This is a genomic window from Sphingobacterium wenxiniae, assembly GCF_900116225.1.
Classification (GTDB): Bacteria; Bacteroidota; Bacteroidia; order Sphingobacteriales; family Sphingobacteriaceae; genus Sphingobacterium; species Sphingobacterium wenxiniae.
Genome location: NZ_FOZZ01000002.1, coordinates 198435 through 214197, shown reverse-complemented (window position 1 = coordinate 214197; position 15763 = coordinate 198435). Strand labels below are relative to the sequence as shown.

The following is a 15763-nucleotide window of genomic DNA, read 5'->3' as shown; positions in this document are numbered from 1 at the left end:
TGTTTACCTATAATTCCTTCAAAAAGCTCATACTATACGAAGTTAGCCCAATCTGAATCGCCTTCATAATCTACCACCGGTTCAGCATTATTTTTTGCGTTTAGCTGTCCATGAAACATACCCAAGTCTGTTAAAATATGCTGACGGGTAATTTCTACCAATTCTGCATTGAAACCATCCAATCGCAACACCAATTGGAAACTAATAACACGGGCAATCATACGGCCAATCGTTACCAAGTCGCGTTGCTTCAGTGAGCTATCTATATTGAAATCCAATTGTGCCTTAAAGAAATCTGCACTCTGGTTCGTATTGCTATACGTTTTTAAGAACCTTAAGAGATTAATCTCTTTAGCTCTACGCATTAATTTCGCCACGGCTTCTGCTATTTGTGCGTACAGCATTTCGTTAGAACCTTCAAAAATCTGGAACGGTCTGCTATCGACAACACCCCTACCAGCAACATGATCCAGTCTATAACCATTTGCTCCGGCCAACTGCAAGCTGATCTGTGCAGATTCCTGCATCAAATCTGTCACCAAAGCTTTCAATGTATTCGCTTCAATGCTCATTGTTGCCAAATCATGTTCAATACCACTCTGTCCAACGCTATATGCACACATTCCTGAACAGATCGTATAAGCAGTTTGTATTCTCGAAACCTGATATTTCACCGAGTCAATATTCAACAAAGGAACACCGCTCACAATCCTTTGCTGACAGTGTTGCAAAGTTTCGTCCAATAGTCTTTTGATAAAGCCCATGCCCATGCCCGGGAATTGTAATCTACTGCGGTGAAGCATATCCAACATCAATTTGATACCCGTGCTTTCCGCTACTAATTTTTGATCTTCCGGAACTACAATATCAATCTCATTGATACCATAAGGAATGGCGTATAAGCCTAAATTGTTGTAGCGGTGTACCATTGGAATATGTTCTGCCGGATTGCTGTCATCTGTCACAAAGAAGTCTATATCTCTTGCCAATTCACCATTTGCAATAGATTTACGAGCAGTCACCAACCAGAAATCAGCTGCACCGCTTAGTCCCTGCCAATGTTTTTGCCCAGTGACACGATATGTATCTCCTACTTCTTGATACGATGTCTTCATATTCAAGGCATCACTTCCGTAAGCCTGTTCAGTAATCATCAATCCACCCATTGCATTGTTCTCAATGAATTTCTTGAATACACGCTCCTGAACAGAAAATTGTCCATATTTCGCCAACGGCTCCAAGAAAAGAGCAATATTAATCCCAAACATTAGGGAAAGCGCTAACGATTCATAAGATGCGGCTGATAGAACACTCAAACATTCTTTCACCAAAACTCCCCGTCCTCCGTAGAGTGTCGGAACAGCAACCGATAAAGGTTTTTTCTTCATGATCTCCGAAAGAAATTCAGCAGGAAGATCACGCTGAAGTCCTAGCGCATTAAAATCATACTCCTCGCGGAACAAATGCTTAAGGTGATTTCTGAAGTCTGTGATAAAGGTGCTAAAATCGGTTTGTGCGTCTACTGCGTTCATGTTTTTTTATTACTTATTTAATACTATCGACACCTCCTTGTACTAAATCTACAATATCTACAAACAAGCATCTGAAACAAAATTAACCAGTTATGAAAAAAAAGACTATGAAGACTTGGACAATATATAGGACAAATCGTGCATTAACAAAAAAAAAAAAAAATCATTATATGTTCCTACTAATTTATCTCGACTTTCTGTAGCGCACAATTGATTAATCTTTGTCGGGACTTTCCCATTGAAGTGCCCTCCCCTCGACACGCATCAGATTTCCGTTTTCATCTTTCTCATCCAACGGAACGAGATGCAATTGTTCCTTTACTTTATTAAAATGATAACGGTAATAATAAACATCGTCTATCCGATAAAGGCAGAAAGCGGGTGTTTTCTCCCCTATCAAACTCAACGCAATGATATTGTTTTTTTCATCCAGTTGATATGTCCCGACAGATTGCTCATTAACGAATACCTGATTACCTTCAAAGGACAATAGGTCTCCCTGCGGCACAGGCATATATAAATCTATGGACTGCCAATCAGATTCCGCTTTCAATTGCCAGGTATAAGCCGTAAAGTTTTTTGGGTTATTTGCAGCAGTATTTTGTACAATTTCATCTTCTATCTGTGCCAGGAGAGGAAGAATTGAGCGTTCGACAGATCCTCCTTCCTCCCAATATTTCCAATATACCCGAGATACCTGCATATCCTTATGAATAAAGATTTCCTTGGGCGGGCGATGATCAAAGCAGATAAAAGTGTAATAGTTACCCTCGACATCATGGAAAACCATTTCGTAATAATCCGTAGCCTTAAAATCTTTTAATATGTAAGCAGCATAAGATTGGGAGACACCCAGATAGATAGTCAATGTTGCAAAAGCATAACTCGGATTGTCGCTATCCAAATTACGGTAAGTCTGCGACGATCCATTTTCAAGTACAAATGCCTTGATCTTATTAAAAAGTTCGGGACTAAACTTGTCAGATATATCCATATAGTCTTTCCGCTGTCCACATGATATGCATACAGTAAACAAAAAGGACAATAACAGTATAAAAACACGCATAATAGACTTTCTTATCAATAAACATACGAAATAGGAATGGAAGTATCATATAAATTTGTTACTTTGGTTCTTCTTGTTACAAGACTTATACACGTGAAAGCTAAGTTTTTATATCATATATTTTTTTTAATCTGCCCGCTTGTCCAAATTCAAGCACAAACCCTCCTTCCCAGCACCAAAGAGACGCTGGAAAAGGTAGAACAGTCGCACCTAAAGAATAAGGTTCAGCACATATTGCCTGTATTGGAGGAGACAATCCGGACAACGACATCCCCTGCCGACTTGGCCTATCTATATGCTTACCAGAGTAGCTGGTACATCGCTTTGGACAGTCTGCGGAAAGGCAAAGAGCTGCTTGACCGCAGCCTTGAAGAAGCTATCAAATCTGAGCAAAACACAGCTTTAGCAGTAGCGTACCGGGCGAAAGCGCATCTCAACAACAGCCTGAACCTTCCAGACGCCGTCATAAACGATGCATTGACCGGTCTTAAATATGTAGAAGAAACAGACGAAGATCTGCAAACAAAATACGCCCTGAACTACCTGCTTTACGGAGCTTACAGCAAATGGGACGACAGTGAGAAAATGGAGAAATACATCCGCGCCTGCCGTAAATATGCCATTCAGGCTGAAAATATCAATCTACAGGCGAATGTGAATAACGGCATCTCTAGCATGTATCAGGCACGCTATAGGAAGACCAACGAATCACATCTTCTGGATAGCTCCTTCTTTTACCTAAACAACTCCTTTACCTTACAACAGCAAAACCCTGATAAGGTCAGTGGGAATACATTTGTCATTACCTGTATAAATCTGGCAAATTATTACCTGGAATTTTCTTCAGAGGATTTGCCAACACGAAAGCAGAAGGCCTTCCAATACCTTGAATATGCGGAAACAAAACTCCAAAAGAAAGAGGCTTCTACAGACAAGCTGGTCAATATTTTCGGTATCAAAAGCAGCTTTGCACAAAAAGAAGGGAATCTCCCTCTTGCTGAGCAGTATTTGCTACAAGGTTTGGCTATACTCATGAATGACAATGGGCATTATTACCGTTTAGAATATGCCATAAACCAAGATTTAAAAGAAATTTCTTTAAAGAAAAATGATCTCAAGTCTGCCATCAATTATCAACAACGAGCAGAACAATTGTTACGAAAATCATTTGATGAGCAACAGCTCCTTAATGCACAGCGCCTGGAAGTACAGTACGAAACGGATAAAAAAGACCAACAGCTTAAATTATTATCTGAACGGGAATCTTTTCGCAAGAAACAGAATTATCTCTATGGCGGAATAGCCGCTGCACTACTGTTTGGCCTGGTTTTTATGTTTATCTCTTATCATTTCAGGCTAAAATATTCTGTAGAACGAGAGAAAAAGCTACAGCAGGAGAAGAATGACGCGGAAAACCAAGCTGCATTACAGCTAAAAATCGAGAAAGAAGAACAGGAGCGCTTAAAAGCCGAACAGGAGCTGTTGGATTTGAAACGTCAACAATTGGAAAAAGAAGCTTTGGCGAATAGTTTGCTTATCGACCATAAGAACGACATGCTTCAACAGATCAAGTCCAAGATACAAGAAGGTGATACAGGGAAAATACAAAAACTCCTGAAAGAAGAAATGTTGCTAAACGCAGATTTCGAGGATGTTAAAATGCAGATACAAGCTCTACATCCTGATTTTTTCAATCAGTTGAATGAAAAAGCCATACAGAAACTCACCCCATTAGATTTAAGATACTGCGCCTATCTCTATTTGAAGATGACAACAAAACAGATTGCTCAAGCACTACATGTCGAACCACAAAGTGTACGTATGTTCAAGTATAGGCTCAAGCAGAAATTTGGTTTAGGGAAAGAAATAGATTTAGAAAGCTTTTTAGGGACCATGAATACGATGAAAAATTGATTCAACTATGTTTGATAAGATGAAACCAAAGATACCATGATATAGATTTTGACAAACTTCAGTCAAATGTGCCATTTACCCATCACTTCCATCGCTCTAACCATTGTTGTTCTTCGACAGTCAAATCTTTTACCACTGCAACATACTTCGGATTCGGTATATACCAGCCAAAATCACTATAGAAATGATGGAGTTGGGGATCTTGGAATACATAACCCCGTCTTGCAAATGGTAGGTTACGCAGTATTTTCTTTGCTTCCGGAGTCGTGTTGTCCCCATAAAAGGCTTGTTCTTGCAAATAGATGGAAAAAGGGAGGTAGAAATCCACACCGTCTATTTCAGATACACCCATATACGGACTGAAACTTTGGAGGAATAACTCACCTTTTGGTCTAAATTTTTTCTTGGTGAAGACAATTTTTCCATGTTGGACATAGCAGTGCATCGCATCAGTATTGATTGGTGAGTCGGGAGAACCAGCTATTTCACAAATCTTACCTTTTCCCTGTATCTTCCAGTCGTTGATGTTGTTGAAAAAGGACTTATTTAGGTAAAACTCTTCAAAATGCCCCATGTCAATCTCCAAGGTGAAATCGTCTATCTGTCGATTGGCCCAACGATTGGCCGCCGTGAGCACATACTCGAAATAATAGTTGTAGGCGATACCTCCTGATACATCGAACCGATAGGTGTGATTAATGGTGTTTTTCCCCTTTTTGAATTTGGTGTTGAAGTGGTAAACGTAGAAAAAATCGACATAATTTCCGGCCTTGTGACCATCGAAATGCTCCCAATCAATGGTCTTTATATTGCCGTTATGGTTATAGAGCGAATCGCTTATTAACGCGACTTTATAGTCTAAGGGTAGGTCATTCATACGAACCGTGAAGTCGTGCATATAGGGATGCTGACCGTTTATGGGTGCTCCGTCTACGTCTCCCGAAGGTGACATGGCTTCAAAACCGACAATGATTTCTTTTTCTTCTGCAGGGTTAAAAAACTCGTAATAGACAGACACTTCGATATAACGGTTATCAATTTTGGTGATACGTAGGATTTCCTTTTGTACACTGATCTCAGTCTCGTTGATTGGTATCAACTGGTTGCCTCTGGCGAAAAAGGCTCCGTCATTGGCGAATAATGGGGAATGGATGAGTATGGAGATTATTAAAGTGATGGCTTTCAAATATTTGTAATATGTCATAAAAAAACTCTTTCATCTTGCTATTATTCGATGAACAATTTACAGATTAATAGACAGAAACATATCATCTATATGTTATTACAGTCCCCATTATTGCATGTTGCTATCGATAGGGAATCGGATCGACCAGCAGGAAACGCACATGCACTTCCTCCTCTCCACGACGTAACAACAATCGTATTTCATCATCTGGATGAGTTTGTAGCTTACCCAAAAGCTTGGGAAGGGAAAGACTACCAGCATTTACACCATTAATTTTCAACAAGGTATCACCAACTTTCACACTTGCATTTTCCGCGGGTGAATTTTTGCGTAAACCGACAACCTTATAACTAGGCCGTAATACAAATTTATACTGCATATTGCTATTATTCAGATTAATCGTCACTCCTTGATCTGCCCCGACTAATCCCTCTCTTTCAGGTTTAGGCCTTTGAGCAGTTATGATTTCTCTCGACCAAATCATACCATCATGCTTCACATCCATTCCCGCCATATTCAGCAAAAACGGTTTTTTAAACCATTTGTTCTTCTTCACATACATTTCCTTACTGCCATAATCAAGCAGCAAATGGAAGCGCTGTAAAGCTTGATTACCTACGGAACCAATCCGTTGACTTGCCAATTTGGTCATAAAAACAGCATTGGAATCGGGATAAGCAACAATCGGATAATCCAATTCAAACCCTTGTATAGCTGCTCTCCGCGCCCGATTTCTTTTCCCATAAATTGCCCCATTAAAACCTCTCCCGATATATTCTTCCACATAGGGTTCATTCACATAGAAATCAGGCAGAAGAAAGGGAAACAGCATAAAAGCGTCCGTATTCCCCATATCCATAAGCATCTTTCCATTGACCCATCGATTCCCTAATTGTATAGCAGCTTGTATATAAGGCCTGTCGTTTTCTATTTCGAGAGGCAATTTCTCATATCCTCGTACGGCCTTTTCGTAGTTATGAGAAGGCGGATAGACCGTAATACGTGACTTGATATAATCAATTTTGAGCGGGAAGCTATTAAAGAACTTTGAACCCAATATTCCGTTTATACTAACCCCCACATTACTGGAAATATCCAACTCATGGGCCTGAATAACATATAGCCAGTGCAAAGAATCCACCGCCACATTACCAACTGTGACCACATTACCGGTCGAAAGAATCCCATCAATCCCATCTTCGATACCGATACCATAAAATCTCATTTTATTTTGGTTGTTCAGATACAACGAATCTTCAGTATTCGCGAATAAGATTGTTTCCTTAACTCCGGTATCCAACAGAAAGGTAAAGCCAATGCCATTAATAGTTAGCGGGACCAACACCACATGATTAACCAGCTCAAACTTAAAAGACCGCGGTTTCTTACCGGCTATCTGGAAAAGCCCCTGAGCATGAATGAAGGTTACCCAACAGAAACATATAAGGCATAAAATTGCTTTCATCGTCGATTGTACATAAAACGAATATACGAAATAGGTCTTGCATTCAATAGCACGTATGAATTTTCCGTTCCTATAACTCCATAAGCTCATTATTCAGCCCTCATAATAATATACTTCGACTCTCTTATATACCCTCGAAGCCTAAATACTATATTTAAAACAAACCTTATAAATCAATCACTTACATAATATTGTAGTCCCTTTGTAGACACCCATTTTCCCAATAGTAGACCTTTTGTAGAAGCCCAATACTTGTAACCCTCATCACAAATCTTGATTTTTGAATGAGATAGAATTACAGCAATAAAGAGAGCAAAAGAATCGTTACTTTCTTGGAATACATACTAAATCTGAGGTAATATCCTATATGGCAACAACCCATATCCCCTTTAAAAAAACACCACTATCTTGACGACATTTTTTTTTCTTTTTCTCCAACCTGCATTTTATTCCGGTATCTTTGCGGCTGATTTAATAAATGCATATCGTGATAGACGTAAATAATATCTCCGTATCCTTTGGTGGAACTACCCTTTTCAGTGATGTATCGTTTTCCATTAATGAAAACGACAAAATAGCCCTCATGGGTAAAAATGGTGCTGGAAAATCTACATTGCTAAAGATTATTGCAGGTGTAGGAAAGCCAACAACAGGCCATGTGAGCGGCCCTAAGGATGCTGTCATCGCCTATCTCCCACAGCATCTGTTAACAGAAGATAATATGACCGTTTTCGAGGAAACTTCCAAAGCTTTCGATGAGGTCTACAAGATGCGGGATGAGCTGGAAACTTTGAACGAACAGCTGAATATCCGTACCGATTACGAGTCAGACGATTATATGAAGCTCATTGAACGCGTTTCAGAATTGAGCGAAAAATTCTATTCTATCGAAGAAACCAATTACGATGCCGAAGTCGAGAAGGTATTAAAAGGTCTGGGGTTTGAACGTTCGGACTTTACACGACAGACCTCCGAGTTCTCTGGCGGATGGCGTATGCGTATCGAATTGGCTAAAATTCTTTTGAAAAAACCGGATTTGATTCTTCTGGATGAGCCGACCAACCACATGGACATTGAAAGCATTCAATGGTTGGAGGACTTTTTGGTCAATTCTGCCAAAGCGGTAATTGTCATTTCCCATGACCGCGCATTCGTAGACAACATTACCAACCGTACGATTGAAGTCACCATGGGTCGTATCTACGATTACAAAGCAAAATATTCACATTACTTACAATTGCGTCAGGAACGCCGTCAGCATCAACTAAAGGCCTACGAGGAGCAGCAGCGTTTTATCGCTGACACCCAGGAATTCATCGACCGATTTAAAGGCACATATTCTAAAACCTTACAGGTACAGTCGCGTGTCAAAATGTTAGAAAAACTGGATATCATCGAAGTAGATGAAGTGGATACTTCTGCCCTACGTTTAAAATTTCCTCCTTCCCCCCGTTCGGGACAATACCCCGTTATTGTTGAAGAACTGACTAAGGTCTACGGTGACCACATCGTCTTTGAAAAAGCCTCCATGGTTATTGAGCGTGGTGAAAAAGTAGCTTTCGTAGGCAGAAACGGAGAAGGAAAGTCTACCATGATTAAAGCTATTATGGGTGAAATCGATTACGAAGGCAGTCTGAAAGTGGGACATAATGCACAAATCGGTTATTTTGCCCAGAATCAGGCTTCTCTATTGGATGAAGAGTTAACCGTATTTGAAACCATTGATCAGATTGCCATTGGGGATGTCCGCGTAAAGATCAAGGATCTATTGGGAGCATTTATGTTTAGTGGTGACGATACCACTAAAAAAGTAAAAGTATTATCCGGTGGTGAAAAAACACGTTTGGCCATGATAAAACTGTTATTAGAGCCAGTCAATGTACTTATTCTCGATGAGCCAACCAACCATTTGGACATGAAAACCAAGGATATTATAAAGGATGCTCTACAGGATTTTGATGGCACCCTCATTTTGGTATCTCACGATAGAGACTTTCTTGATGGGTTGGCGACAAAAGTATTTGAATTTGGGAACAAACGTGTCAGGGAACATTTTGAAGATATCAAAGGTTTCTTGGAATACAAAAAAATGAATAGCTTAAAAGATATCGAAAAGGCTATTTAATTAAGTGTTGAAATATTACGTTTCGATTTATAAAAAAAATGGAGGCTATTTACATATTACCTCCATTTTTTATTCTCCCCATACCCCGAGCTTATACTCCCGAGCACCTTCCTGCAACTCCATAAACTCATCCACATGCTTCACATTTGGCGGAAAAGTTGCCACAACGGCATAGCCTTTCTTCACTAAATCCGCATTGAGGAAATGCTTCGGTAATATACCTTAAACCCTTTTAACACCTGTTCAGTCATCTTCATGTCCACTCCTTTTTACAAATACAAAGGTAGTGAGGAGGACTGTGCAAGAAATAATGATTTTCAAACAGATAATTACTATTTTCAAACAGAAAAAATGCTGTATGTCTCGATTTTTCTCAGGTGACAAGAAAGGAGAACCAAACGATGATTCTTTAAACGAGCATTATTGAAGAAAAGAAATAGCTAAATCTACAAAATGGAAATACTATAATTAAGTTTTCTATTTCTTCTTTTCGTAAATTTGCAGCATCTTTAGTTTATATAAATGAATTTGTTGGAGGTGAGTTCCAAATTACATTTTTTTAACCCAGGTTTTTTGTCAGCATAAAAAGCATTAAATCACACCTTTATTTAAAAGATAAACATGGAAAACAAAGACAGTAAAATAGCTGTGCTATACGTTGATGATGAGGAGAACAACTTGGTATCCTTTAAAGCCACATTTAGGTTAAAATATAAGGTGTACACGGCTATAAGTGGAGCTCAAGCAATAGATATCGTTAAAAACACTCCCATTAACATCATTATCACCGACCAACGAATGCCCGAGATGACAGGCGTAGAGTTTCTGGAAGAAATCATTAAGATCAATTCAGATCCTATGCGTATCCTTTTAACTGGGTATACCGACATGGGTGCTGTTATTGACGCAGTCAACAAAGGCAAGATTTTTCACTACCTCAATAAACCCTGGAGCGAAGAAGAGCTTGACCAAACAATACAACGGGCTTACGAAATTTATGCAGACAGGAAAAACATTATGGAAACTTATTCCAAATTAGAAGTATCTAATGAGCAGTTGGAGTTTTTGCTACGGCAGAAATTACTTTCTTAATTTCTCTCCAGAAACATCTGCTTATTTGCTTGGAATTTTTATTTTGAAATGTGTCCCCACATCGGGCAAGGAATCTACTTCTATGGTTCCTTGCACTTTCAAAAGTGCGCTTTGTACATTATAAAGACCAAAGCCCATACCGGTAGCCTGATCACTTCCTCTAAAGAAAAGCTTAAAAATATCGTCAATATACTCTGGTGAAATTCCGATTCCAGTATCACTTATCTCAATATGGAGATACCCTTCCTTTACATCAACAGAGAGATTCACCATTTTATTGTCAGCATGTTTTCGTTGGTATTTAAAGGCATTGGATAAAAGGTTATGCAGAATCAATTCGATAACAGCCTTATCCCCCTGAAAAACTTCCTGTTGATTGACGTCAATATTAAATGCTACATCATTATTTTGGATATATACCGTATAAAACTGTCGAATATTATCCATAAGTTCATTAAAATCAATGGTAGACAAAGTAAGCTCTCCCCGACGGAGCAGGTAATAGTCCCGAAGACTATCAATATACGCATCTAACATCCGAACGGAGCCATCCATTAAGAAGAGCAGCTCACGAACCTTTTCAATCTCATCAAATTTTGACGACAGTTGTATGGCCGAAAGAATTCCCGTAAGTGGGTCTCGCAGATCATGACTCACACTATAAGCAAACTTATCCAACTCATCGTATGCTCTTTGTAGCTCTTCATTTCGAACAGCTAGAAGAGAGCTTGCAATGTAAAACTTATTCGCCTCCTCAATAGCCGATATGATCTCTTCCTCCACCCATGGCTTGCGGACAAACCGGAAGATATGACCTTTGTTGATAGCATCTATCACCATTTCCATATCCGCATAGGCCGTCAACAGAATACGAATCGGCTGGGAAAAATCATGTTTAATACGATTAAAGAAATCAACCCCCAGCTCTCCAGGCATGCGCTGATCACAAAAAATAACACGTATATCTGGATGGTGGCGCAGAATCTGCAATCCTTCCGTTGTATCTGATGCTGTAAAAATCTGATAGTGCAATCTAAAGTTAGCTTTAAAGCTGACAAGATTGTTTACTTCATCATCGATATATAATATTTTTATTTCTTTCTGCATGATCTTGTAAAACAAAAGCCCATACGTTAACTATTAACCTCAATATTTTTCAGTCAATTATTCTGTCTAACTGGAAGGATCAGAATGAACGCGGTTCCCTCTCCTTCCGTAGAATCAACAATAATCTGTCCCCGATGTTTTGCAATGGTGTTATAAGCAATTGACATCCCCAACCCTGTACCTTCACCGACATCTTTCGTTGTAAAAAAAGGTTCAAAAATCTTTTCTCGGATTTCCTTTGGAATACCAATTCCATTATCCGTTATTTTTATAAAGATATTCGTATCATCCACATGGATCCCTGTCTCAATCCTTAATATTCCACCGTTGCCATCTTTGAATTTTTTGTTGATGGCATAAATTGCATTAGTCAAAATATTTAGGAATACCTGATTGAGTTTTCCTGCATGACATTCTATCTTCGGTATCTCTCCATAAGATTTCTCTACCTCGATTTTCTCCCGAACCAGACTATTCAGGATAACCATCGTAGACTCTATACCCTCGTTGATGTCCGCTACTTTCAAGCTATCTTCATCTACTCGGGAGAATACACGTAAACTCTTGACAATCTCTGCTGTGCGATGCGCACCATCATGCATTCCTTTAAGTAAGAAGTCGACTTCTGTTTGTAGGTAATCGATATCAAGATCTTCTTTATATTCTCGGATACGCGTTTGTTTTTCTTCAGTGGACAACCCTTCTGTAAGCGCAATACGCTCCACTTCCGCGAGAGTATCCCAAATCATTTTGATATCCCTCTTTAGTGGTGCAACATTGGAAGTTACAAAGTTAATCGGGTTATTGATTTCATGTGCTACACCTGCCGTCAACTGACCCAAAGAAGCCATTTTCTCTGCCTCAACAAGTTGGGACTGCGTTTCTTTCAGATGCACCAACGTCTTTTGCAACGATTCGTTGGAAGCGGTAAGCGCATAGGTCCGTTCTTCGACCTTTTGCTCCAAAATCGTATTCTGCTCACGCACCAGACGAGTATTTTCAAGAGACACCGCCAGTTCTCGTGCCTGGGACGCATCCTTTTCTTTCCTATACATATTAATCTTATCGCCCAATGCGAACGAGAGCAACATCGCTTCGATGACTGAGCCGATCTGTACAGACCTAAGTGTAAAGAAATTGTAAGGAAGAATATTATAATCTTTTAACACATAAATCAATACACTTACCAGAAATATACACCAGGCATAGAGGAAATAATGGGTCTGTTTGTAATTCTGTCTGGAAAGCCTAAATGCTAATATCAAAACAATGGTTGAACCTCCTCCTGCAACAATATTGACCAATAGATAGGCCGGCACAATTGCACCTGCAATCAAAAGAACAACTGCAATGACATAACCTATTGCAAAAATATTCAATAGTTTATCAAACCGAGGTACGGAGACAGCTGTGTTCAGGAATGATTTAACAAAGAAAATAGCTCCTAATCCCGACATAGCCCCTGTAAAAGCCAATAGCCGCGAAGAGATCCACTTGCTCTCAATGGAGAAGATAGGCTCAAAAATACCCATGATTGCCAATTGGGCCATCATAACCCAAAAGATATAATTCACATAGATGTAATAATGCGCCTCTCTGGTAGAGAAATACAGAAAGATATTATATAATATCATGGACAGCATCAAACCCAGATACAATGCAGAAAAAACATCCGTTCGTATAAGAGTCCGCCACAAGGTTTTGGTCGTATGAATAGAAATAGGTGCCAACAATGGGGTACTGCTTTTCAATTTAAGGTAACAGGTGGCCTCTGCTCCATTTGGTAAGGGCAATTCAAAAAGAAAGAACTGATGTGGATACTCCCTATCCTTTATACTCTCGCCAGAGACAATCCGTACACTATCTACCTTATCACCGATGACACTATAAAAAATAGCTTCATCGATGGTTGTATGGGAAAAGTTAACAATTAATCGCCTTGCCGTAGAAAGATTTTTAACCTTAAATTTTACCCAACTTACAGAAGCATCCGTACCAAGATTAGGAACTGTCTGCTGACTATGGACAAATAGATCATCATGTTTTCGGACATCTTCAAATGAAAGCGTTCCGGTTGTATCCCTATAAATAGAAACATATTTTCCAATATATTTATTAACCTCATCAGCAGTAAATTGCAAAACGTTATCTGCATACGTACTACAATACGACAGTAAAAGTATAAATATGAATATAATCTTTCTACAGTCCATTAATTTTTCAGCCAATAAGGTTTTCCATATCTACATAATAACGTCCTGAAGCGACAGACTCGCCAAGCAAGATCCGACGGCAGATATGAGTAGTAATGGCTCCGCCCAGTACCACGTCTGAGGCCAATTGCGGCCAAGACAACAAACTGCGCCGAATTTCTGGAACAGACTGCTTCATTCGAACAGACAAGTGCTCTGCACCAACAATCTTCATAAGAAAGCCAAATCTATCCGCAGGAGACAGTTCAGTCAATTTTTCTACTGTCAGGTCACCTGCCAATCCATGAAAAACCGGACGACCGGGCTCCATATCAAACCGCTCAACATCCAGCATTCCTCGATCATTGGTATCCATTACAACAGGAATTTGATATTTTCTTGCCTGCATTCTGCTTTCTAATTTCACATCAAAACTGTCACATACCTCCACCAATAGATCAATAGGCGTATCAGGACACAAAAAACGATTGTAATTCTCCTTATTTAATCCTTCTGGAAAAATCTCTACTTTTAAAAACGGATCTATCTCAGCAATTTCACGAGCTGCAATAACCACCTTGGACACAGCTATATTAAAAACCCCAGTTCGCAATCTATTAAGGTTACTCAAATCCAATTCATCGAAATCCGCCAACAGCAATGTACCACAAGTACGCTCCATAGCCATCGTCAGTGCGATTGACTGTCCTACTGAAAGACCTACTATACCAACTCTTTTTAACGCTAAAGTTTGCTGTTCCTCCTTCGTAATCTTAAGCTGGTTTCTATTGGTCCTAACTTCAACAAACTCCTGCTCTCCAAGGAGATGAACCAAGGTGTTTCGCCACGGATAATAAACCCAAACACCGTATTCCTCTATAGCCTTTCCATCCAACAATTCATTGATATAGTCGTGAAGTTTCTCAGAAGAATCGGTTATCGTTGGTTGTCGACAGCGCACAAGCTCCTTAAGTTGACGCTCCATTTCATCCAATACAACCAAAGAGCTTCCGTTCTTTCGAAGCTCCGCCAACAGTGCCCTTTCCTTTTCGTTGGACATATTATATATCAGCGGTCTATAGCTATCTTTATTCATGTTTTCGCAGTAAATACTTCGTTAGAATAGTTGTATATCCTTTTCATCGAATTCACCTTTTAAGTATGATTTTCGAGCATTCGCGATTACCTCCTTCAAATCCCAATTTTTCAACCCCTCTAATTGGAGGTCATAATGAATCTCAATTTCTTTATTTCGCAATTTTTCTACCCGAACGACCTCTCCTTGAGAACGCAAATCCATAATCGCATTTCGGTCTTCCTCAGAAGCTAAATGCAAACTCTGCACATCGTCTAAAATCATTGTTGTTGCTAAAAGGTCGAGTTTAGGGTAATAAAAGGTACCGTTGTTTCCTACACTTGTTTCCTGTCTATATCCTACGCATTTGGTTAAGTTTATAGTATAGGGCGCGCAGAGTGCGAACATCGACTTTATACCAATGCGCGGAGCGATAGCTATCGCTGCACGAGTCAAAAAGATACTACCAATACCATAACCCGCAATCTCTCTCGAGTTCCACAAGCCACACCCTTCTCCCGTTCCTTCTTGTGCGTAATCCCATACCAAATCGAAGATTTTCGAATCCATATTTCCCGTCGCCTCCTCGATGGGCAGAGGCTGTGAACCACCTGCAACATGAATTCGCGCTCCTCCAAAGACGCGCTCACCATCCAAAGACTCTACAATCAACACAAAGGCTGCAGGGTTGTACATCCAATCATTCTTGGAAGAAGTAACTTTCTTTACCCCTATCGCCGTAAGAACATGTTCATGTCCCGCGATAAAAAGTTCACATGTTTTTGGGTCGTCAATCGCCCGGAATGCCCGAAGTCGAACAACGGGACGCCCATCTTTAAATATTAATGCCACATCAATGGTTATAATGTCATCTACAACAAACACAAAACTACTCAAAAGTCTTTTATCTATAGTCTAAAAAGTAGCTTTTTTTCTACAGCATCTATAAATATATTTTCTTTCAAGAATAGGTAAATGCGTTGATAAATGTTATAACGTTTATTTATCC

12 protein-coding genes are annotated in these 15763 nt (G+C 39.5%); 3 read left to right on the top strand and 9 right to left on the bottom strand.

The annotated features are described in order from the left end of the window. Positions 1 to 32 precede the first annotated feature (32 nt). Together BM375_RS03250 and BM375_RS03245 are read right to left on the bottom strand one after the other, a co-directional pair. Positions 33 to 1532, bottom strand: a complete 1500-nt coding sequence (locus BM375_RS03250; RefSeq protein WP_093363743.1) for an acyl-CoA dehydrogenase family protein — start codon at positions 1530 to 1532, stop codon at positions 33 to 35. A gap of 214 nt (positions 1533 to 1746) precedes the next feature. Next, on the bottom strand, positions 1747 to 2526 hold the full coding sequence (locus BM375_RS03245) for a hypothetical protein (RefSeq protein ID WP_093363742.1): 780 nt from the start codon (positions 2524 to 2526) through the stop codon (positions 1747 to 1749). Between the two features lie 165 nt (positions 2527 to 2691). On the opposite strand from BM375_RS03245, the gene BM375_RS03240 reads away from it, so the two are divergent. Further along, positions 2692 to 4512, top strand: coding sequence for a hypothetical protein (locus BM375_RS03240; protein WP_093363741.1), 1821 nt, complete (start codon positions 2692 to 2694; stop codon positions 4510 to 4512). Positions 4513 to 4594: 82 nt separating this feature from the next. Here the strand turns inward: BM375_RS03240 and BM375_RS03235 are convergent, their stop codons facing one another. Further along, positions 4595 to 5716, bottom strand: a complete 1122-nt coding sequence (locus BM375_RS03235; RefSeq protein WP_212611623.1) for a YARHG domain-containing protein — start codon at positions 5714 to 5716, stop codon at positions 4595 to 4597. 103 nt (positions 5717 to 5819) lie between these two features. After that, complete coding sequence (locus BM375_RS03230; protein WP_170852575.1) at positions 5820 to 7163, bottom strand: PDZ domain-containing protein; 1344 nt, start codon at positions 7161 to 7163, stop codon at positions 5820 to 5822. Between the two features lie 487 nt (positions 7164 to 7650). On the opposite strand from BM375_RS03230, the gene BM375_RS03225 reads away from it, so the two are divergent. Continuing rightward, on the top strand, positions 7651 to 9288 hold the full coding sequence (locus BM375_RS03225) for an ABC-F family ATP-binding cassette domain-containing protein (protein ID WP_093364047.1): 1638 nt from the start codon (positions 7651 to 7653) through the stop codon (positions 9286 to 9288). A 69-nt stretch (positions 9289 to 9357) separates the two neighbouring features. On the opposite strand, the gene BM375_RS03220 is transcribed toward BM375_RS03225, so the two are convergent. Further along, positions 9358 to 9507 (bottom strand): thermonuclease family protein, encoded by a 150-nt coding sequence (locus tag BM375_RS03220; RefSeq protein ID WP_093363739.1) that lies wholly within the window; start codon positions 9505 to 9507, stop codon positions 9358 to 9360. 402 nt (positions 9508 to 9909) lie between these two features. Between BM375_RS03220 and BM375_RS03215 the strand changes: the two genes are divergently transcribed. Beyond that, positions 9910 to 10380 (top strand): response regulator, encoded by a 471-nt coding sequence (locus BM375_RS03215; protein WP_093363738.1) that lies wholly within the window; start codon positions 9910 to 9912, stop codon positions 10378 to 10380. 21 nt (positions 10381 to 10401) lie between these two features. Here BM375_RS03215 and BM375_RS03210 read toward each other — a convergent pair whose 3' ends face one another. From BM375_RS03210 to BM375_RS03195, 4 genes are all read right to left on the bottom strand, one after another. Continuing rightward, the gene (locus BM375_RS03210; RefSeq protein ID WP_093363737.1) at positions 10402 to 11487 is read right to left on the bottom strand and encodes a hybrid sensor histidine kinase/response regulator; all 1086 of its coding nucleotides are present in this window, start codon (positions 11485 to 11487) and stop codon (positions 10402 to 10404) included. A gap of 53 nt (positions 11488 to 11540) precedes the next feature. Next, positions 11541 to 13628: a sensor histidine kinase gene (locus tag BM375_RS03205; RefSeq protein WP_212611621.1), complete on the bottom strand. Its 2088-nt coding sequence runs from the start codon at positions 13626 to 13628 to the stop codon at positions 11541 to 11543. A gap of 79 nt (positions 13629 to 13707) precedes the next feature. Next, a complete protein-coding gene (locus BM375_RS03200; RefSeq protein ID WP_093363735.1) occupies positions 13708 to 14775 on the bottom strand; it encodes an Rv1355c family protein in 1068 nt (355 codons plus the stop codon). 21 nt (positions 14776 to 14796) lie between these two features. Then, on the bottom strand, positions 14797 to 15606 hold the full coding sequence (locus BM375_RS03195; protein WP_093364046.1) for a hypothetical protein: 810 nt from the start codon (positions 15604 to 15606) through the stop codon (positions 14797 to 14799). Positions 15607 to 15763 lie beyond the last annotated feature (157 nt).